This window comes from Phocaeicola sp. RTP21198st1_B8_RTP21198_201120 (assembly GCF_040929485.1).
Classification (GTDB): Bacteria; Bacteroidota; Bacteroidia; order Bacteroidales; family Bacteroidaceae; genus Phocaeicola; species Phocaeicola dorei.
In genome coordinates, this window is sequence record NZ_JBCOCI010000006.1 from 1 (window position 1) to 20,899 (window position 20,899).

The window sequence follows — 20,899 nt, forward strand, 5'->3', positions numbered from 1 at the left end:
TATCTGCAAATTCAGTAATGAGAGGACGTGTAAACGCAATAAGGACGTTCAAGGGCTTAGTTGCGGATTTGAGGTTACATGAAAACAGTTTATGAGGCTATGGTTGATTGGATGCAAAAAAACAAGGAGTATCGGAATAAAATTGTTGATGCTTTACTGGGACAGGACATTGACGACGCTACTGGCATAGACAAGGCCAACAACATCCGAGTGATATGGTATGAGGTGACAGATGAAGAGAAGGCAACTTCCATTGACATTTTTACACGATTGAATATAGGCAAAATACCTCTGACGAATGCAGAACTGATCAAGGCGCTGCTTCTCCGCCGTGGCAATTTCTCTACATCGGAAGCATCAATGAGGCAGCTTCAGATTTCCACAGAATGGAATCAGATTGAGCAAAGACTGCAAGATGATTCATTTTGGTATTTCTTGTGCAGGTCTTCATGGCCATTCAAATATGACAACCGCATAGAGTTTGTGTTTGACTTGATGAAAAGCCGGGATTTAGATTCTGAGTTTTATTTTACATTCAATGCTTTTAATAAGCAGTTGGAGGAACTTTCTTGCAACCCTGTTTGCACCACAGAGCAAGCGAAAATTGAATATATTTGGCAGGAAGTAAAGCATACATTTCAGACTTTGGAAGAATGGTACGAGGACAGGACTTTATATCACTACATAGGTTTTCTGATTGAGTATGGCGCAGATATAAACGAACTTATGAAAAAGTCCAAGGAAATGAACAAGACAAATTTCTTAACTGACTATATAAAGGGGAACAAGCTCAAGGGGCTTATGAAAGGAATAAAGTTATCAGATCTTAATTATGGGGACAAGGAGGTCAAACAAGTATTATTGCTTTTCAACATCCTCACCGTTCTACAATCCAACAAGTCTGATATGCGCTTCCCTTTCAGCAAATACAAAAAGGAGAAGTGGGACATAGAGCATATCAGCTCGCAGACGGACAAACGCATCAATGATGACAGCCAACGTCTAGAATGGATTCATGACATGTTTGAGTTCCTCGTCGGGTCAACGGAAGAAGAAGACATTTCCGCGTATGTTGACAATCTGAAAAAGGAAATCCAAAAAATTGAATCAAAAGAAAAGGACAAGAACATCGCAAAATCCAAAGTTGACAGCAAGAAAGAGGAATTGATACTGATAAACCGTATAGCAGTCCTGCACTCAAACAGCCAAAGGGAGAAAATCAATGATACAGAGTTTGATGAGTGCTTTGATGCTGTACAAAAATACTATGGTGAGGATAAGTTGGAAGACAAAGACAACATACGGAATCTCACCCTGCTGGATGCCCAAACCAACAGAGGATATGGCAATGCTTTCTTTCCCATTAAGAGAAAATGGATCATATCGAACGACAGTCAAGGCATATTTGTGCCAATTGCTACGAAAAACGTTTTTTTGAAATACTATACAAGGAAAGGTAGCAACTTGATGGTCTGGGACAAGACTGACGCAGAAGACTACGTGACCGCAATGGAACAAACTTTAAGAGAATATCTCAAATAAGAATCATCATGTCAACAAATAACGAATATAAAGGAGAACGACTTTCGTTCTTTAAACTTTTCTCACAAAAAAACTACAAGTTAGTTGTTCCTATTATCCAAAGAGATTATGTCCAAGGGCGAACAAACGACGATACAAATGAAGTCAGGAATGAGTTCTTGGATTCCTTGTATAGCTATCTGGACGAAAACCGTCCAAACAGAGATCTGGACTTTGTCTATGGGACTCTTCAGGCAGGACCGAATGAAGACTACATCCACTTCATCCCTTTAGATGGTCAGCAACGATTGACAACTCTGTTCCTGTTGCATTGGTTCCTCTCTCAAATTTCCCAAAATGAAGAAGCCAAGAATATCTTCAAAGCCAAAATGACAAGTGGCAAAAAGTCCTTGTTCACGTATGAAACCCGCCAAAGTTCCACAGACTTTTGTGATGCACTAATGCAGGCAACAATAGACATGGGGCAATTGGTGGCGATTAAAGAGAAAGACAACAAAGACACTCCCTCCTTGTCCGCTACGCTAAAAAATGAACCTTGGTTTTTCCGTTTTTGGAAGAATGATCCAACCATACAGTCCATGTTGGTAATGCTGGATGCCATTTATCATAAGTTTATAGGACATGAGGAATTTTTTGAAAGACTTTTAGACGAGGAAAATCCTATTGTCACATTCATTTTTATGGATTTGAAGGAATACAAACTTACGGACGATCTGTACATTAAAATGAACTCGCGCGGGAAGCCTCTTTCCAAGTTTGAGAATTTCAAAGCTAAATTCGAGCAATACCTCAAGCAATTTGATGGAAATAAATCGGTACATAGCAGAGAGTTTACGCTGAATTTCAACAATAAAGAGAATCTTGTAGGACTTCAGCAGTATTTCTCATTCAATATTGATACAAAATGGGTTACACTCCTGTGGCAATATTGTAAGGAAGGGAAACAGGACAGAATCGACTCGCACATTGAAAATCTTTTCCGGGTAATTGTCACCAACTATTATGCATCCATCGTCAAACTCCAAAACAAAAACACTTCCGACCCGACTTTCGATGTCCTGACAGGAGGAGACAGGAGTTTGACCTTTGCAAAATATGAGGAAACAAAAGTTCTCACATATGATGCCATATTGGCGGTAATTGATTCACTGGATGCCCTCTATAATGGCAACCAAAAGATAGCCCATTACATTTCAGTGGATTATAAAGATTATTATGACGAGGATGAAATCTTCAACAAGGCTATAGAAAACAAACTGTCAAGGGCAGAAAGAATGCAATTCTTTGCGTATGTGCAATATCTCATCCACCACAGGAACAAGATAGATAGCTTGAATGAATGGATGAGGGTCATTCACAACCTTACCCATCCTGACAATACTATTGCTGACGGCAACGATGACCTTGCCCGTGGAATCAAGTCTATCGAAAAGCTCATTCCACATGCACCAAACATCATCCAATATCTCCGAGAAGCATCAAGCATAGATGGTTTCTCAAAGCACCAGTCAAGCGAAGAGTGCATTAAAGCCCATCTCGTAGAAAAACCAGCGTGGAGAGAATTGATAGAAGGAGCGGAAAAGCATCACTACTTCAACGGACAGATAGGATTCCTTTTAGAGTTCTCTGGAATTTGTGAATACTATCATACCAACAAGCATCTGGACTGGAGTAATAGCGAAAATAAAACTTTCAAAAACGCATTCATCAGATATTCAAAAATCGGAAAGTTCGTTTTCGACCTCAATGAAAAAGGTGTTCGCTTCAATGACAAAGACTTTTGTTTTGAACGGGCCGTGTTGGCCCATGGCGACTATTTGCTTGAAGGGAATACAGACTATTGGAACCTGCTGTCAACAGAAACAGTTGCCAAAAACGTCAAACGTGACCTCAGTTGGAAACGCATGCTCCGTATGGGCGATGACAAGGTTATGCAAAAAGGAAAAAAACTCGTCAAAGCGACTTTTGATGACATAGCAGACCTAAATGACATTATAGGCTCATTGGAAAGACTTTGCATTCCTCAGACAGAAGAAGAATGGCGCAATACATTGATCTCATCACCTAAAATGTTCAAAGTATGCGAAAAAGGGTTCATTTATATTAGCAAGGAAGAGATACTTTTGCTTGGCAAATGGTATCTGAATCATTATCATTCAGAATTATTCACATACCACCTTTGGGTCGAGAAATTTAAGGATGAGGATATCTTTTTTGAAGGATTCTGTAAGGAGTATGCTTGGCAAAAACGATCGGATATTAGTCCACATATATCAATCAAGGACTTCTCGTACAAACACAATAAGTACAGCATTGAAATATATACTGTGTTAAATGCAAACCATGATTTCGATAAGTTTCAACTTACATTCGGGTTTAACAACGAAAACAAGTTCGATTATCCTGATGAAATCATTGAGATTCTTAAAGAATTGGGGATTGAAAATGAAGACGAGACTGTCAATTGGTTTAGCTGGTATTGCAAGTCGGAAAATTCAATCTTAAGCAAAACAAAATATTTGGCAGATGCATTATTTCAATTGAAACAAAAAAAATAAATTTATATATAGAAATACAATATTTATGACAATGTTATTTGTAATATTCTCTATCGTTTTAATGTGTATCATTATAGCTGTCATATATTTCATTTGGCGTATAATGAAAAGTTCATCAGCTACATGGATAAAAATAACAACTTTTTTTATTGGAATAATAATAATCCTCTCTATTATCGGTATGCTGATGCAATTTTTAATGATTATTATTTTTCAAAATTCTATTGAACAGGATGATACAAAAGCTATAGATATGGACTCTCCTATCTTTGAAGAAGAATTGATACCTATAACTGAAGAAGATATGAAATCAATACCTGAAGATACAATCAAATTTCGTTAATAAGTAAATATGAAAAAAGCCCCCCTTTTAAAGGGCTATCCATATTTCGTTTGGTTAGAGCTATAGGAGCTTTACATCCACAATCGCAAATCTATAAAATACTATCAGAAAAACAAAAGAAAACCTTTCCAAAGAAAAAAAGATTCCATATCCACAAAATGAGGCTGTCGGTTCGCAGCCTCATTTCAGAAAAGAGGAGTTCCGGCCTCTTATACCTTCTCCTGTTTTCCCGCCTCTCTCTTTTTCTCCATATCCTTTTCAACCAGGGTTGTGATTACCCTAGATGGGGAGGAATTATGGATGTACATGAACAGTCCCGGATTTTCTTTCAGGGCGACAATCACTGCCTTCTCGCAAGGTTCCTCTATATATCTGACCGTTTCACAATCTTGTGACACCGCACTTATCTGTAGTTTTTCAGACGGTCTGGATATATACATGATATTGTCCGCACATGCGCTGACCGCCGCATACCTGACCTTTTCCGTCGGGGATCCGATATAAATGAAAAGCTCCGGATCGGCCGTGACAGCCCTTATCTGAACCTTCTCGGTGGGATGTTCAATGAATATGATGGAGCCGCAGTCACTCTCCACAGCCTGCATCTGGAGGTTTCCGGACGGATTATCCATATAGATGATCTGTCCGCTGTCACTCTTCAGTACCTCGGACTTTACCTTCTCCGTCGGTTTGTTGATATACAGGAACACCCCTATGTCCTTCCTGACCGCTTCTAGTTGTACCTTCTCGGATGGCGCATCAAGAAGCATGATCAGGGAGGCGTCCTTTCTGACCACCTCCAGCTGCACCTTTTCAGACGGCGCGCCGATGAATTGTATCATCTCCGGATTCTGTCTGACAACATACAGCTGGGCTGCCTCGGACGGATGTTCCATGCCCATTATCTCCATCGGATCTTTACTCACCCTCCGCAAATCTGCTCCGGACAGATTGTCAATCAATCTTTTCAATATATTTTTTCTCATCTTTATACTTCTCTTTTCTTCTGTCTTTGAATCATAATCATATTTCCTGAGCGGCAGCCGAATGAATCTGTTTGGCGATCTGGAAGGCTTTCAGACCGTAGCCCGCCGGTCCCTTGACAATAGCGAACACCGAGTTTCCCGACGCTCCGGGCAAAGCGGTCTTGTTACCTTTCAGCATCTCGCTCATGGTCTTTCCGGATACCCTGCCTATGTCAACCCCGTGGGCGCTCATGTCTTTCAGGATATCCGTCGCGTCAAAACTCTCTCCATTGGTGCGGAGCACCGCACTTCCGTTCCGTATGGTCAGTTCACGGCGGCCGCCCTTGAACCTCATTTCTCCGGAGGATGGTTGCGCCTCCGTTGCCTCTGTTTTCTCCATGGCAACAGTCTTTTCCGGAACAGCGGAAGTTTCCAGGACCGCCTCTTTCCTGAACGTGCCGACTGCCGCGGAAATTTTTCTTGTACGGTAGGCTTCCGCCTTTTCCGTCGCTTCGTATCTGGCGTCGTAGGTGTCCATATGCCCGGCATCCCGCATAAGCTCTCCATATCTCTCCTCTATTTCCCCGAGCCTGGTAAAAAGATTCTTTACCGCTTCTGAAATATCCTCCTTGAAATGGATGCCTGCGGTCCCTCCGGGCATGACGGAACCGAGGCATGACAGGCATGCCTGCCGGGACGGGTTCTTTATCCTCAGGATGTTTGCCGGACTGTCATGCACCGCCATCAGCTGGACTTTCTCCGTGGGATTCCTGATATGGCCTATCAGGGAGGAGTTTCTGCCAACGGCCAGCATCTGTGCCTTTTCCGTGGGGGTTCTCACGAGTCTTATCAGGGAGGCGTCCCCGTTAAGGACGGACAGCTGTACTTTTTCCGCCGGTTCGCTGATAAACCTTATCAGTTCCGGATCCTGTCCGACCGCATACAACTGGGCCTTCCAGTCGGGTACGCTTATCTCCCGGATGAGGTGCGGGTCCTTCCTGACAACGGAGAGCTGCGTGTTTGCGGAAGGGCTGCCGATAGCGGTGATCAGTCCGGGATCCGCCATCACGGCCAGCAGCTGCGCCCTCTCGCATGGATTTTCCAGAAGGGTGATCATTTCCGGATTCCGTCTGACGACCAGCAGCTGCATCTTTTCCGTGGGTTCATGGATATAGCGTATCATTTCCGGATTTTCGGCTATGGCGGCCAGACAGACCTTTTCTGTCGGCTCACGGAGCTGGAGCAGACAGTCCGCCTTTTGTCTGACAGCGGCCAGCTGTACCTCCTCCGTAGGATTGTCCAGAACCGAAACCAGATCCGGATTCTGCCGGACGGCGGCCAGCTGCATCTTCTCTGACGGATTCTCGACCGCGGTGATCAATTGCGGGTTTTTTCCCAGTTCTCTGAACTGGGCACGTCTTATAAAAAAATCTGTTATTCTCATATATGTATGCCCGTCATGCCGGTGGCTCAGCGTTTGGTTGTCATAATTCTCTTTGAACTGATGAGGAAATCTTTCCGCTGATGTCCGCTATACGCACACCGTAGCCGGAGGGCTGTTTCCGGATAGAGAACAGCATTTTCTGTTTTGCGGGGTTCAGGACGGTTCCCCGTCCCCGTAACATGCTTTCCCATTGGCTGCCGGATATGTTCCTGACATCTATTCCGGCTTTTTCCAGCCCCTTCAATATGCCGGTCGCATCATATTGGTTCCCGTTGGTACGTATGACCGCGCCTTCGGATGTGATCTCTATCTCACGACGGCCGCCCTTGAAAAGAAGAGGGGTCGTCATACTCTTGTCCGGCGCGGCTGCTTTCTCATAATGGTTGATTGTGACCTTGCTGCCTGCCTTGATTATACTACGGAGATGCGTATCCAGATCGACGTGACGGAACGAGGCTGTCATGACCGGCGTGCCGTCTTTTCCCGACACCGCTTTCCTTGCGCATACGCCAAGTACCTCATGGAGTCTTTCCGCATCCTGATTATATGCCTTGTATTCATCCCCCACACGGATGAGGGCCATTGCATCCGGATATTGTTCTTTCGAGCGGTCATACATATCGAGAATGCCGGAAGGAACCGTTTCGTTGTTTCCTTCTTCTTTTATGGGAAGTGGGGATACGTCCTCTTCCCTGGCGGATGTGTCTGCCAGGGTGTACTGTTTTTCCACACTATCCTCTATCATGGCGGATGCCTTGCCGACCTCCCGTAACACACTCATGACATAGCCGGGGTCCTCCTTCAAATTTGACAGCCAGCTTTTCAGATACTGTGCGTTCTCCTTTCTCGGAGTTACGGCTATCCCCAGGTCCCTGCCTGCGACGGCAGCTGTGAATTCGGCGATGATTTCCTCCCGGGCATATCCGCACGTTCCGAACGGGTGATGCAGCCCTCGGTCCAGTCGTGAGGAATGCCCGGTGGAGTGGGCCATTTCGTGAAGGGCGGTCATCTGGAATGATTCCATGTCCTTGAATTGTCCCGGAGCCGGAAGAACGATCCTGTCTTTGGACGGGCTGTAATATGCCCTGTCCTGCACCTTCAGTTCTATGGGACAGAGCCATTTCTGTTCCTTTATCATTTTATCCAGCCGGGGGTTCCCGTTTCCTTTTACGTTGTCCGCTACGGCAGGACCGGAGAATCTGACCCTCATGTCCTCATACCGCTCCGGATATTTTTCCTTGAAATCCGTCTGGTCTATGTTGAACACATAGAAATGTTTCATGAAGGGAGTCACCTTATATTCCTGCTTCTGAAGTTCCGGGAGGCTTTTGTAATCATCGAAGCTGATTTTTTCCCCCGTCGTCTTATGCTTCACGGTGATATCGTAAAAAGTCACGGGAAGGGCGTGCGATCCTTTTATGACCATCAGGTTCTCATCCTTCAGCTGACGGAAGGTCATGAATACCGGGAGGGTGTATCCCATCCTGTCCATCTCCATGTAGAGCATAAGACGGTTCATGCTGTTGTACGGACGCCCTGATATGTTCTGTGGCAGGCCGGCACGGGGGGTGAACCAGGGCTTCTGCCATTCACCGGCGGACATCTGCCTGATCTTGTCAATCATCAGTTCCGCATATCTTTCCAATACCTTCCCGTTCATGGCAGCAGTTCCTGATAAAGCCTTTCCTCGTATTCCTTCAAAAAACGCACCGCATCCGCTGCTGTGGGACAGGTGATGCCATTGCCCCGGGCATAGTCCGAAAACGGTTCCTTCAATTCCGGGTTGAGCATGACATAACCAAGCATGTCCAATTCCCCGTTTTCCACCTTGTGTATCAATTCCATTTCTTCCATTGTGTATTTTTTTATGGTTAATGGGACAAATGTAAGGGCGGACCGGCACAACCTTTTTGTGCTGTATCCATATTTCTACAAAGAAAGAGAGCTTCCCTTTTCTTTCTTTGGCAGTTTAATGTATTATTCGTATATTTGCAGTGCCAAAATTACCCACGAATAAATTTCGTATTATAGAGCGTGTGAATGCTCATATTTTTGATGGGCTTTTTTTATGCCCTAAATTATCATTTTGCTGTTTTTAGCAAAATGATGCATATAAAGGATACTGTAGGAGTCGCAACTTGTTGTGCAAACTACGGCTGCCTTTCCCGACTACATTTTTGCTCTATGAGCGAAATCTGTGGGTGTTTTGGCGAACTTGGGAAACGGCGGGCGTTCTTGCGTTCTATATAATTGCCGAAACGCCAAAATACTCACAGTTATGAAACAAACAGTTTCTATTTTTGCTCCCGACATAAATGTCGCTAGCAAATCTTCAGCTATTCAATTATGGCTGAACCGTAAAAACCAATTCTTTTCTTCTGTACTTGAAGAGGACGTATCCAACCGCCAGGTCCTGCTGCTTGGCCATGCCTCCTTTGTTTTCTCTGCATTAATATGCGCATCTTTCGTATCACAGGTTCCCGCTCTGATTTGTCTGGCCTGGTTCATGGTGGCATTGCGGCTTTGTGTGAAAGGAGGCCTGGGATGAAGTTCGTTACAGAGCCTTCCGCGGCTTCCGGTATGATCCGTCTTCCTTTGAAAAGAAGAAATGAAAGTTCCTTCGTTATGGGAGATCATGGTATCAAAATATTTTAGTGTTAAAATATATAAATATTAAAGCATTAAAACATCAAAATATTGGAAAAGAGAATTATTTTCCTTAACTTCGTAACACACTAAAAAACAAACAGATATGGTGAAAATTATAGCAGTCCATAATCAGAAGGGTGGAGTTGGCAAGACTACTACCACTACCAATGTGGGGTTCGAACTGGCACGAAAAGGATACAAGGTCCTTCTTGCTGATTTGGATCCGCAAGCCACTCTGACCTCGGCTCTGGGGGTGACAGATCCGGAAGAAACGGTTTTCTCGGCCTTGCAGGGTGCGGTGGATGGCAAGGAAACGCGGCTTCCACGGATACGGTTGCAGGAGAATATATCCCTGTGCCCGTCATGCAGGAAAATGGCGGATGCGGAGTATCTTCTGCAGAACGAATACGGGAGGGAAAACTTCCTTAAAGAACTGGCTGCCAGAACGGATGAAGGGTACGATTTCGTGCTCCTTGACTGCCCGCCGGCTGTCGGACTGATCACGGTCAACGCGCTTGTGGCCGCCACCGACCTGATTATACCGGTGCAGCCGGAAGTGGCTTCTTTATATGGTCTGGTTTCCATCCTGGATACGGTTGCTGTAATACGGAGGAAGATCAACAGGAGACTGAACCTGCTCGGCATGCTGGTGACACAGTATGACAGAAGGACTACATTGCATGCGGAGATATTGGAAGCGATGCGGAAACAGTACGGGGAAACGGTCTTTTCCACGGTCATCAGCCGTTCCATCAGGGTGGCAGAGTCCATGAGCAGAAAGACGGATGTCGTATCTTACAGCAGGAACAGCAGTGGAGCGGCGGACTACCGGTCCCTTACCCGGGAGATCCTGTCCAGATTGAATATGGTTGACAACAAATAAAAGTAAAAAGAATATGGGAAAATTTATTGGAATTGACGAGATTCTGCAGGGCGGAACACCAAACCGTCCCACACACTCCACTCCGGAGGAGGGAAAGAAAGGGGAAGCACTGGCCAGAACCTCACTGGAGTATCCGTTGGAACTGCACCGCAAGGTGAAGAAATACGCTGTTGACGCCGGAATGAAGGAGAAGCAGGTCATAGCACAGGCTATACGGGAATTCTTCGAGAGAGTGGAGAAAGAATAAAGAATATAAAATTGAAGAAAATGAAGACATTCGGATATTTGTTGATGGCGGTCATGGCGTGCATGACATGTTCCTGCCGGGATGAGGAACCGCTGCCGGACCCGGTTCCTCCCGTAATGGAGCCGGAAAATCCCGGAAACCCGGAAGAGCCGGATACGGGAAAGGTGTACCTCGGCATCGCCCCTATCATCGAGAACATGCAGGAACAGAGGGCCGTGGTGGAGAACTGGAAGGAGGGGCATTGCCTGGGAGTGACAGCTGCAGGGGATGTGAACATACCCTTCACTTTTGACGGCAGGCGGTGGAAAGCCGGAAAACAGGTGGAGGTGACGGCTGAGCAGAAAGTGTCCGCCTACTATCCTTATAATGTACAATATACGGACATGACCGCCATACCTGTGGACATCACGACACAGGAGGATTATATGTATGGAGAAGGAGGGGTAAGCGTTGAGAAGCCGAGCGCGGCCCTTGTAATGCAGCATGCTCTCTCCCTGGTCAGGATACTGATAAAAAAGAATGATTATACAGGTAACGGGATGGTGGATGCGGTCACTTTTGGAGGTGTAAGGCTGTCTGCGTCCATGGATGTCACGTCCGGAAAGCTCCTTCCGGCAGGACAGCCCGGAGAATATAAGGCCGGAGGGAACTACACACTGGACGATGCCTCTCCGGTATATGTGGAGGCGATCCTGATGCCTGTGGGTACGGCTGAGGGTATCACTGTCAATGTACATGTGGACGGGAGGGATTTCACCTATGCCCTGCCGCCTACCCATGTGTGGAATCCCGGCATGATCTATACTTACACTCTGAATATGAAATCCGGTTATAACTGTGAGGTGGACGTGGACCATGTGCCGATGGATGAGGAGTATTGGAGCACTTTCGGAAAGACCGACCGGATTGTCATGAGGGATTGCGGGACGGACAGGATTTATATATGGCCGAATTATACGTTCTATGGCTATGACACCTATACCGGTGAGGGTAAGGTCTGGGGATTCTTTTTGCGGTATAGAAACCGTGGAGGTGGGGAAGGCTTCGCCGGACAGGCACGGTTCGTACTGATGGATGGAAACAGGATTGTGGAACAGTACCAGCCGTTTGATATCAAATGCGGTAACGGTGCATGGGACGGATACTGCAAGTATTGTTATGTGCAGGCTGTGCCGGGAACATACCGGCTGGCAGTGCTGTTCAAAAAGAACGGGGAGTCAGCCTGGTTCAAGCCTTACGGATACGATCAGAATTCCAATGACGGAGAATGGATGTATGAGGTGAGACCGGCCACTGATATGCCGGCACTTCGGATGATAACATTGGAGAACCAGAAATGCAATACGTTTCTGGCATATCCTGTTCCTGATAATGACTGGTTCAATATAGTCTATACGCTTTCAAACAAAAGCAGGAAAGCCATGAAAGGGGCTATAAAGGTTGTATGGGAGAGGGAGTTTAAACTGGAATCCAACTCCTACAGACCGAGTGATAAAAAGGAGAACAAGATTGATGACTATGAATGGTGCGATGAACTGGGAAGCTGCACTGTTGACATAGCGGCAGGAGTACGTTTTTGGAAAGGGATAGTATCCTGCAAGTTCCCGATTCAGCGAGCAAATCCAAGAGATCCTGTTAGCGGTGTTGGTTATTGCACTCCGATAGCCCATTTGTATTATCGGGAAGAAGGAAGCAGTGAGTGGAAGCTTTTGCGGTGTGACACAGAATACCTGTTCAACCGGAACTATCCGGGTTCCGAGTCCGCAAAAATGGATGAAGCGTTTAATTACTTAGGCATTATACCTCAAAGTTGGTAAAAGACGATAACAGGCCCCATTCTTCCTAAAGAAAAAAGATAAGACATGATAGTCAATGTACCGGTTTACAGGAGAACCGCATAGAAAGATTTCAAGATATTCTTTACGCTCCTTGTAATAAACCCGGCTGTTAGTATTGATGTTTGGAATAGTGCGGTTTATGATAATGACAGCCGGTATGTGCAATGTGAACAAGCTGGAATGCCTTTTTCTGAAGGGTTCCGGCTTGTTTATTACATGGCTGAAAAAACAAGACAAATAAGAGGGTTGTGTCCATAGTGTTCCTGGAACATCCGGTATTTGGGTAGAATTCCGGTAGAAAATGTTTTCTCCACCCTTTTGAAGGAGAGAAAGTACGGACAGACGGTCTTGCAATCGCTCCGTTCCGGTGTTTTATCTTGAGTTTTGTTATGTTTTTTTATTTTCTACCATTGTTCTACCAGTAGGGCGGGGAAAGTAATGATATCACACTTTTATCAAGGAATTACATATAGAATGCAGGGTTATATTGGTCAGATTTAGTATCTTTGCAAAAAATGGTACTGATATGGAGGACAAGTTGATTTCCCGATATGATATTTTAGTGAACCGGTACAAGGAACTTGTATCTGAGAAGCTGAGCAGGAAAGATTTTATAGAATACAATGAAATTCTATTCTCGGCGCATAGCTGTGCTATAGAGGGGAACAGTTTTTCAGTGGACGAGACCCGCACCTTGAAAGAAAAAGGGCTGGGCATGATCCCCAAAGGCAAGACCTTGCTGGAGGCATTTGAAATCCTGGATCATTTCCAGGCTTATGAATATCTTCTGAAGAATTTGGACAGGCCGCTGACCGAGGAACTCCTGAAGGAAACCCACCGGCTGCTGACGGAACATACCCTCTCTTACAAGACCCAATACGATGAAATACCGTCCAACCCGGGAGAATATACAACAGTGGACATGTGTGCCGGTGATACGATATTTGGGGACCATGAGCAGCTGATAAAGCAGGTCCCCCGCCTGTTGCAAAGCACCCAGCAGGTCCTGGACTCCGGGAAGATCCATCCGATGATCATCGCGGCAAAATTTCATGGATTTTATGAATATCTGCATCCCTTCCGGGACGGAAACGGTCGTCTGGGACGTCTGATGTCCAATTTTATATTGCTCAAAAAAGAACAGCCGCTGCTGATAATTCCCGGTTCGCAGAGAGAGGAGTATATCACCGCCTTAAAATATATCAAAAAAGAGCGTACAGATGAATTTCTGATAGATTTTTTCTTCCGGACATCCATAAAACGGATGGAACAGGAAATCGAGGAAAAAAAGAATCTCACGGAGAATTTTATCAGGGGGATGGAATTTGTTAGAAATGTAAAATCATCCAATGATGACATTTTAGAAATCTAATATTACATTCTGACAGTCCGAACAGTACTTTGCAGGCGAACTTTACAGCCCCCAAAGATTATCAGTACACCATAGGAGTGGTCAATCCTCCAGAAGATACCTCCTCCGCATTATCCATATCATCATCCAGCAACTATGATGATATTTATGAAGGATACAACAACCGGACTTACAAGGCCCGGTATGGTGAAACTATAGAACTCAGCATACGTTATCAGTCAGAAAAAGTGGATTTTGCAGGATGGTATGAGAATGGCACATTGCTGTCAACAGCGGAGGTATACACATTCACCCCATCTGACACTCCGGACAGGGTACGGCATATAACGGGCAAGTTTGTGATGAAAACTACGACGGAGCCCTCGCTGACATTCAATATCAGTGCCGAATCACCAGCCGGTTTCATCTCTTCCGGAAGTATTGAAGTGAATATAGACGGTAATAAAACAATATTGAATACAGCATCCGGCATCAGAAGTTTTACCATTACAGGACGGCAGAAGGCAGTTCTCACTGTCAAGGACCTTCCTGACTATATCAATGGAGAGGGACGCTGGCTGGGATGGTATGTTTTTTATAATGGCAGCGAGAAACAGGTGTCTACCTCCTATACTTATGAGATCACCACACAAGGGGATGCTACTGTTTATACCGCCCGATTCCAGAAATAATATATTCTGCCGGCATTGATTAAATTCGGTTAGTACCTAATAATCTGGCAGAGAAAGATGAGGTGTGTCAAAACACTGACACAACCTCATCTGTAATGCGAAATTAAATCAAAAAATATACCTATAGTTTCCGATCACCTTATCAACTTTGCCAACATTTGAAATAGGTTCGCTGGAGCAAACAGTGACACCATCCACAACCAAAGTAAATGATTTTTCTTTGCTGGTCATGCTCTCGGACACGTCACCGTTATATTTGTCATAACTATCCAATCGTGATGCCGGAGATCCTGATGTGACTGCGAAGGTATAATTTTCCTCCCAGGAGTCGTAATTTCCTCTATCATCTTCCCGTTCTGTGATTTCAACACCATAAACAGTGTAAGTCGCTGAGTGACCCGAGGTAACGGAAACAGTTCTGGTTAATTGTCCCATTAGGACTTCATCTTTGAAAGAGACATTTATAATCGTAACAGATTGTTTGAAGTTCGCCTGCAAAGTACTGTTCGAACTTTGCAACTGCACAGTGGTGCTGGCTGAGGAGGCATTCATAATTTTTGCATCTCCTTTAGTCACAGTCCATCCGGAAAATGTGTATCCGGATTTTGCAACAGCGGTGATGGGGATATTGGTTTTTACTTTGTATGTTCCCCCTCCGGTAACAGTTCCTCCGGAGGTCGGATTGGCAGTCAGGGTCAAAGTACGTTTCTTTTCCTTGAACTTGCACTTGAATTTATGGTCCTTGCCATTCAGAAAAACTTGATATGATACAGAACTTCCACTGCCTGTATAATTGTACTTTTGGGGTTCATCTGACGGTCCCCCGTAGAAATAGTCTATCTCATATCCGTCAGAGGCTTCAGCACCTACCGTGGGTCTTTCTTTACCATCATAAAGTCCCTCTCCATAAGCGGTACCACCGGTAAACGATACGGTACGTGAGTCCGCATCCTCTTCTCCGTCAACCTCGATAGTCACCGCGGTCTTTCCGGTTGTGAGCTCTTTTTCAATTTCTTCACTGCATGAGCCTAAGAAGATGGTTGCCAGCAGCACAATGTAATGTAAATGATTTGTTTTCATAAATTGTATTTTGATAGTTTTTAATATGCAAATGTAAGTGGGAAGCAGCACAACCTTTTTGTGCTGCCCTTCACTAAATTTTAATTTTCAGTTGGATATCAAAAGATTTCTTGAAATAATATGTATTTCGTTCATTGTCATATTCAATCTCTGCACCCATGGCCCGGAGCTCTAAGAAGTAATTAATGATTGTATTGCGATGTACGCCCATTTCCTTCGCTATTTTCGCGGCACTTCCTGTATGTTCTTTTTTCAGCAGACGGGTCAGTGTCTGTAATCTTTCCATGTAGTCCAGTATTCTCATAATCCTCTTCTTTTTCTGATGTATGGCCTGACCGGCCTTCCGTACTTTCTCACCTCATAATGCAGATGGTTTCCCGTGCTTTTTCCGCTTGATCCGATGAATCCGATCACTTTGCCACTCCTGACCTCTTCCCCTTCCGGAACATAACAGGCGGACAAGTGCCCGTACAGGGTCACAAAACCATAGGCATGGCGTATCATCACACAGTATCCATATCCTCCCTTTCTTCCTGAGTATATGACCTTTCCATCAGCTGCGGCATGCACGGTCGATGCAAGTTCCGCCGCAATATCCACTCCTGAATGGAACCTGCGCTGTCCGGTAACCGGGTCGCTCCTCCATCCGTAGGCGGAACTGATACGGTGGAACCGGTGTACAGGGGGATGTACCGGTATCCTGTATTCCAGATGATGCCTCTCCACGATGTCCATGATCTCCCCGATGCGCTCAAGACTGGAACACCGGGAGAGTGCGTCCTCCAATATGGCCCTTTCCTTATCAGGTACCGGACAGAAGAGGCATAGGAACAGAACTAGTTTCGTTATCATGTGGTATCCTTTATGGTTTTCCTACAATCTCCGGGAACAGTATCTCCGCATTGATCAGTTGTCTGTTCTTCAATTTGTAATAGAAATGTCTTCCCCCGTTTCTCTCCTGTATCTCTATGATGAGCACCTTCTTGTCCGGTATGGTGAATTTCGGAAGGGCGACCGTAAAGTCACATGAAGAAAGCGCAGCCACTTCCTCCGGACGGTTGAAAGAGAAGAGAGGCTGCTGCTCCAGCTGCTGGACGGCGGTCTTTTTCCGTTTTTTTGCATCCTGTATATAAAAACGGATGAAGTCTATGGTATAGCCGATCTGGGAACGGTTGTGCAGCCCGAAGCGGAACAGCAGGATATCATTGTCCACAAAGATATTGGTCACGCAGAATCTCATGCCGGCCACCTCGTCCTTGATATTGGTCAGCAGCTTCGGCCTCCGTGATATCTCTTTTTCAAGCAGTGCTTTCTGCCGGGTATTCCGCTCTCTTCCCTCCAGTATGGCCACCTGCTTCTTTTGGGTGTCCTGTTTGTCCACAATGAAGGAAAATCTCTCACATCCGGGCGCATACCGCAGGTCAAACGTATAGAACCTGCCGCTTTCGGTGATGGCGGTAAGGTTGGTCTGCAGGGCAAACGGCGACACGGCCCTGAGTGCGACAATATTGTTCACATTCTCCGCTTTCTCCACCTGTACGGTGGTGTTTCCGAAATCCACATACACGATTTTTTCCGGATAGATCACATGGGTCAGTTTCTCGTCAGAAACCGGAAGAACCGCCGTTTCCGGCATGGTACCACCCTCCTTGTAGACAGCCTGCGCTCCCTCGTCGAAGGATATGCAATAGGTGTAATACCTGCTGTCCTCCGTAACAACCGACAGGTTGGTCTCTCCTTTGAAATCCCTTACCGTTGATTTCAGCCGGATGACGGACGGACATACCTGTATGACTTCCCCTATGATGTTCTCATCCCCCATGTTCAGGTATTTCACGGGAGTGGGGAATATCATATGGAGCGTCTTCTCATAACCGATCTTCAGGTTTCTGCACTCCAGCTCGTCAATACGGAGCTGCTGGGCTCTTCCTGATAAAAAAGCAAACAGGAGAAGTATCCCTGTGATGTAAATTCTGTTTTGTCTCATATCTTGATAAATTATATTTTAATAGTTTGATGTTTATCTTTGCATCCGGCTTTAGAATTTGATTCGTGATGGATTTCCTGTATGGTTTCCATTGTATAATTTTTGTTTTTATTTATTGTTTACTTTTCAGGTTCCGGACCATTATCCGGGACTTTTGCTTCTCATCCACAGATGCCTTTTCATCACTTCTTTGCCCTGACTGTTCGTGACGTGAATACACACCATACAAATACCCTTTCTCCATGAGGTCACCTGTTATTGTCCTGCTGTCTTTCATATCTTTATTTTAATGTTTCAATATGCCGTTTCCGGTCAGCTTTCCCCCGGTTCTTTTTTCTCCATCAGAAACACGGCATAGTTGGTCTTGATGGTGACCTTCACTTTCTTGATATTCTTGCTTGCGGCCTGCTTGGTGGCGTTCACCACACCGTTCACACCTCCGGCAATAAGCTGGCTGCCCATGTCCAGGCCTCCGGTTATCTGCGGATTTGTCCCGTCCACCGCCCCGGCCGTGGCATCCTTGTTGATTTCCGCCTTTGCGTTCCCCGGTACATAGATACCTTCCATTGCGTCAGAAGAATATACTTCTTTTTTAAACGGAAGGATATTGCCGCCCACATTGACTGTCCTGATCTCCACAATGACCCTTTCGCCGTCTATCTTCCTCACTTCCCCGTACACCGGCGAGTCCTTCCTCACCCGACGGCCGTCATCGGTAAGACAGTCCTCACCCAGACGCATCTTCAGCGTGGATCCGGCCATCACGACCTGGTCGGAATGCACGTACGCGCGGATGGCGTTCCGCCTGCTGCTCTTGTGCAAGGCGACCGTATTGAATCTTGTCCTTGCCGGAGGGGCTTCCTTTGTCTCTTCCTTCTTCTCCACCTTCTTTTTCTCCTGTTTCCTTTTTTTCTTCTTCCGCAGTTCACGGGTGATACTGTCCAGGTTCTCTTGTGTGGGAAGGATATAGGAGGCGGTATCCGCCTTCCGCCCGTATTCCTCTTCCGGCGGCATCTCACTGTTGATGATGAGTTGACGCATACGCTCTATGTCCACCGGATTGTCCCCGCCCTGTCCCTCCGCCTGCTTGCGCAGGGGGGTACGCTCGAGCTGGGCCTTCACATCCGTAATGGTCACATCCTTGTTGTCCGTGCTAAGACGGACGGTGTTCTGATTCTCTTCCTTTCCTTTCATCGCGGAGATTGTCCAGATGACAAGAAGGACAAGTAACCCGAACACGCTGACAATGATTACTTGAGTCTTCTTCATGTTCTTCTGTTTTATTCAATTCCTTTCTTTGTTTCCATCCGAGGTATCCAACAGCTCGTATTCCTGTGTATAGTTCCGGAAGAAGAAGCCTGTCACATTCTCCGGATAGGACGGGGTGGTGCGTATGGCGTCGCCCCGGCTGTATATCCTTATACGTTTGACCCCGCCGGCATCATGGATGGACAGGATGGAGGTGAACAGCACATTGTAACCGTCATCACGTATCCCGACCCTGTGCAGCTTCTCAAACACGCACTTGTAGATGACACCCCTGTCCGCCGCGTCGGCATAGGCGCGGTCGTTCAGGTATTTGTTCCAGATGGCGTTCAGCTCGGATTTCTCCACCAGAAACACGGCCTGCGCCTGGTTTCCGGAGATGCTCATCCTGTCGAAAGAGTTTACATAATAGGCCACCGCGTTGCAGTGGGCCTTCAACAGGGTCTCGTATAACTTGTCCGTTTCCATGGACTTCAATTGCAGGAACTCTCCGCCGGTATTCACGACAAGGATCCTGTCCGTCACTCCGCGGACGGTCATGTTCATGAAGAACAGCACCAGGGCGACGATGGCCGCACACAACAGGCTGACCGCCTTGACATAGACGGAGGACCGCTTCTTGGCCTCTCCCAGTGAGGCGAAGTCCCTCACCATATTCTTTATATCCATTTTCATATTCTTCCGTTGTTTTAAAAAAGGTTATGGATCCTGCCTCTCACAATCGCCAGCAGGGACAGTTTCAACGCAAGGGAGAACAACACCTGCAGGACGACATTCCACGAGGTGTTCATGACATACTCGCAGACGATGGCGTCCGAAAACTTGCTGGCAAGGATGAAGGCCGGTACCATCAGATAACAGACCAGCAGGTTCTTGCACCACGTATGGAAATACGTCCGGGTACTCTCGTTGTAGAAACAGGCTATCGCCACAGGGGATATAAGTTCCAGCAGGAGCAGTAACATGTATCTGCCGACTATGAACAGGGTCTGCGCGTACATGTAGAAAGGGGCGGCTATGACGCCGGCCACATACGCCAGCAGATAATCGAACGAACTGCCGATCGGATTGAGCAACACGCCGGCAACGTCCATTACCGACATGTCGCTGAACTGTTTCTCGAACTGTGCGATTATCGGCTTCTGGAACAGGTCGGCCACATCATAGACCTTTCCGCCGAATCCGGCCTGCAGATCGTCCATCAGTTTGCCGAACACCGTTTCCAGGGCTTCCAGCAGCACGGGGAACAGTGCGACGGCGGCTATGCAGAATACATACTGCCACACCAGGTTCATGTAATCCTTCATGGTGGGCGTGCCGTCCTCGTTGGACTGCACCTCCCGGTATACCGTATACAGACGGTGGATGAGCGTGACAGCCATGAATCCCGTCACTACCGCATAGAAGGCTTCCACGGCGATGTTCCCCCGGATACTTTCATAAGCATTGTGGATATGCTCGACCGATATTTCTGTTATTGATGCCATATTCCTATTCCGTTACAAGCCCCAAATTCCGTCTGATGGTACGCGTATGTGACATGATCTGTCTGATGGTGCCCAGTGAAGCCTCCTGGCGGCGGACTTCCTGAAGACATCCGTCGAGCTGCTCCATACGTTCGCTGTCGTTCATTTTCAGGTCACTGCTGAGTATATCCCCGGTCAGGGAGATGATGGCGGCGTTGTTCGCCACCACGTCCTGCACGGCCGAAGTGATGCCCGGCAGCTCCTTCATGTCCATCTTCTCCGCCTCTTCCAGCGTCCTGAGGCAGTTGCTGTTCAACCGGTTCTGCCGGTCTATCAGGTCCGTGAACATCCGTGCGCGTCTGACGGTGGCGGACACCTTCTGGACATAGTCCAGGGCGGTCTGGAGCCTGTTCACCTGTTCCACCGTCTGCTTCACCGTACTGGCCGTATTGGCGGCATTGATGATTCCCTGTGCCGTATTGCCGGGGTCGGTGACCACCCACTGGGCTCCCGCCGTCACGCAATGCAGCGACATTCCTGTAAAAAAGAAAAAAATTGAAAGCAATTTCATGATATTCCTCCTTTGTT

Annotated in this window: 22 protein-coding genes; 9 read left to right on the forward strand and 13 right to left on the reverse strand. The window is 46.4% G+C overall.

What is annotated here, in order from left to right:
• The first annotated feature begins 78 nt into the window (after window positions 1–78).
• From AB5935_RS04730 to AB5935_RS04740, 3 genes are read left to right on the forward strand one after another with little or no spacing between them, the layout of a single operon-like run.
• Window positions 79–1,542 carry a DUF262 domain-containing protein gene (locus AB5935_RS04730; protein ID WP_368327339.1) on the forward strand — a complete coding sequence of 488 codons (1,464 nt, stop codon included), beginning with the start codon at window positions 79–81 and terminating at the stop codon, window positions 1,540–1,542.
• An 8-nt stretch (window positions 1,543–1,550) separates the two neighbouring features.
• On the forward strand, window positions 1,551–4,100 hold the full coding sequence (locus tag AB5935_RS04735; protein WP_117543617.1) for a DUF262 domain-containing protein: 2,550 nt from the start codon (window positions 1,551–1,553) through the stop codon (window positions 4,098–4,100).
• A gap of 25 nt (window positions 4,101–4,125) precedes the next feature.
• Complete coding sequence (locus tag AB5935_RS04740) at window positions 4,126–4,443, forward strand: hypothetical protein (RefSeq protein WP_007839714.1); 318 nt, start codon at window positions 4,126–4,128, stop codon at window positions 4,441–4,443.
• Window positions 4,444–4,652: 209 nt separating this feature from the next.
• Here the strand turns inward: AB5935_RS04740 and AB5935_RS04745 are convergent, their stop codons facing one another.
• From AB5935_RS04745 to AB5935_RS04760, 4 genes are read right to left on the reverse strand one after another with little or no spacing between them, the layout of a single operon-like run.
• Window positions 4,653–5,429 (reverse strand): hypothetical protein, encoded by a 777-nt coding sequence (locus AB5935_RS04745; protein WP_087339958.1) that lies wholly within the window; start codon window positions 5,427–5,429, stop codon window positions 4,653–4,655.
• 37 nt (window positions 5,430–5,466) lie between these two features.
• Window positions 5,467–6,852: a hypothetical protein gene (locus AB5935_RS04750; protein ID WP_117543615.1), complete on the reverse strand. Its 1,386-nt coding sequence runs from the start codon at window positions 6,850–6,852 to the stop codon at window positions 5,467–5,469.
• Window positions 6,853–6,892: 40 nt separating this feature from the next.
• The gene (locus AB5935_RS04755; RefSeq protein WP_007839696.1) at window positions 6,893–8,512 is read right to left on the reverse strand and encodes a zincin-like metallopeptidase domain-containing protein; all 1,620 of its coding nucleotides are present in this window, start codon (window positions 8,510–8,512) and stop codon (window positions 6,893–6,895) included.
• Window positions 8,509–8,706 (reverse strand): hypothetical protein, encoded by a 198-nt coding sequence (locus AB5935_RS04760; RefSeq protein ID WP_005841751.1) that lies wholly within the window; start codon window positions 8,704–8,706, stop codon window positions 8,509–8,511. The genes AB5935_RS04755 and AB5935_RS04760 overlap by 4 nt, the downstream gene beginning before the upstream one ends.
• A 424-nt stretch (window positions 8,707–9,130) precedes the next feature.
• Here AB5935_RS04760 and AB5935_RS04765 point away from each other — a divergent pair, with 424 nt between their 5' ends.
• The 6 genes from AB5935_RS04765 (at window position 9,131) to AB5935_RS04790 (ending at window position 14,512) form a co-directional block, all read left to right on the forward strand.
• The gene (locus tag AB5935_RS04765; RefSeq protein ID WP_007839694.1) at window positions 9,131–9,400 is read left to right on the forward strand and encodes a hypothetical protein; all 270 of its coding nucleotides are present in this window, start codon (window positions 9,131–9,133) and stop codon (window positions 9,398–9,400) included.
• Window positions 9,401–9,604: 204 nt separating this feature from the next.
• Entirely contained in the window at window positions 9,605–10,384 is a 780-nt protein-coding gene (locus AB5935_RS04770; RefSeq protein WP_007839692.1) for a ParA family protein, read from the forward strand.
• A 13-nt stretch (window positions 10,385–10,397) separates the two neighbouring features.
• Window positions 10,398–10,631, forward strand: coding sequence for a hypothetical protein (locus tag AB5935_RS04775; RefSeq protein ID WP_007836052.1), 234 nt, complete (start codon window positions 10,398–10,400; stop codon window positions 10,629–10,631).
• Window positions 10,632–10,651: 20 nt separating this feature from the next.
• The gene (locus AB5935_RS04780; protein ID WP_007839688.1) at window positions 10,652–12,448 is read left to right on the forward strand and encodes a fimbrillin family protein; all 1,797 of its coding nucleotides are present in this window, start codon (window positions 10,652–10,654) and stop codon (window positions 12,446–12,448) included.
• Between the two features lie 547 nt (window positions 12,449–12,995).
• Complete coding sequence (locus tag AB5935_RS04785; protein WP_087339938.1) at window positions 12,996–13,841, forward strand: Fic family protein; 846 nt, start codon at window positions 12,996–12,998, stop codon at window positions 13,839–13,841.
• A gap of 29 nt (window positions 13,842–13,870) precedes the next feature.
• Entirely contained in the window at window positions 13,871–14,512 is a 642-nt protein-coding gene (locus AB5935_RS04790) for a hypothetical protein (protein WP_117856193.1), read from the forward strand.
• Window positions 14,513–14,620: 108 nt separating this feature from the next.
• On the opposite strand, the gene AB5935_RS04795 is transcribed toward AB5935_RS04790, so the two are convergent.
• The 9 genes from AB5935_RS04795 to AB5935_RS04835 all read right to left on the reverse strand — a co-directional run bounded on the left by AB5935_RS04795 (window position 14,621) and on the right by AB5935_RS04835 (window position 20,882).
• Window positions 14,621–15,592, reverse strand: coding sequence for an InlB B-repeat-containing protein (locus tag AB5935_RS04795; RefSeq protein WP_221413253.1), 972 nt, complete (start codon window positions 15,590–15,592; stop codon window positions 14,621–14,623).
• Between the two features lie 73 nt (window positions 15,593–15,665).
• Window positions 15,666–15,896, reverse strand: coding sequence for an HTH domain-containing protein (locus tag AB5935_RS04800; RefSeq protein WP_007839681.1), 231 nt, complete (start codon window positions 15,894–15,896; stop codon window positions 15,666–15,668).
• Window positions 15,893–16,444 carry a M23 family metallopeptidase gene (locus AB5935_RS04805; protein ID WP_007836045.1) on the reverse strand — a complete coding sequence of 184 codons (552 nt, stop codon included), beginning with the start codon at window positions 16,442–16,444 and terminating at the stop codon, window positions 15,893–15,895. The genes AB5935_RS04800 and AB5935_RS04805 overlap by 4 nt, the downstream gene beginning before the upstream one ends.
• A 10-nt stretch (window positions 16,445–16,454) precedes the next feature.
• Complete coding sequence (gene traN / locus AB5935_RS04810; protein WP_117543611.1) at window positions 16,455–17,579, reverse strand: conjugative transposon protein TraN; 1,125 nt, start codon at window positions 17,577–17,579, stop codon at window positions 16,455–16,457.
• A 112-nt stretch (window positions 17,580–17,691) separates the two neighbouring features.
• Window positions 17,692–17,856, reverse strand: coding sequence for a hypothetical protein (locus tag AB5935_RS04815; RefSeq protein ID WP_007839679.1), 165 nt, complete (start codon window positions 17,854–17,856; stop codon window positions 17,692–17,694).
• A gap of 35 nt (window positions 17,857–17,891) precedes the next feature.
• Window positions 17,892–18,848 carry a conjugative transposon protein TraM gene (gene traM / locus AB5935_RS04820; protein ID WP_117929121.1) on the reverse strand — a complete coding sequence of 319 codons (957 nt, stop codon included), beginning with the start codon at window positions 18,846–18,848 and terminating at the stop codon, window positions 17,892–17,894.
• Between the two features lie 15 nt (window positions 18,849–18,863).
• Window positions 18,864–19,520 carry a hypothetical protein gene (locus AB5935_RS04825; protein ID WP_007839678.1) on the reverse strand — a complete coding sequence of 219 codons (657 nt, stop codon included), beginning with the start codon at window positions 19,518–19,520 and terminating at the stop codon, window positions 18,864–18,866.
• A gap of 14 nt (window positions 19,521–19,534) precedes the next feature.
• The gene (locus AB5935_RS04830) at window positions 19,535–20,332 is read right to left on the reverse strand and encodes a type IV secretion system protein (protein ID WP_117929119.1); all 798 of its coding nucleotides are present in this window, start codon (window positions 20,330–20,332) and stop codon (window positions 19,535–19,537) included.
• A gap of 4 nt (window positions 20,333–20,336) precedes the next feature.
• The gene (locus AB5935_RS04835) at window positions 20,337–20,882 is read right to left on the reverse strand and encodes a DUF4141 domain-containing protein (protein ID WP_087339808.1); all 546 of its coding nucleotides are present in this window, start codon (window positions 20,880–20,882) and stop codon (window positions 20,337–20,339) included.
• Between the last annotated feature and the right edge of the window lie 17 nt (window positions 20,883–20,899).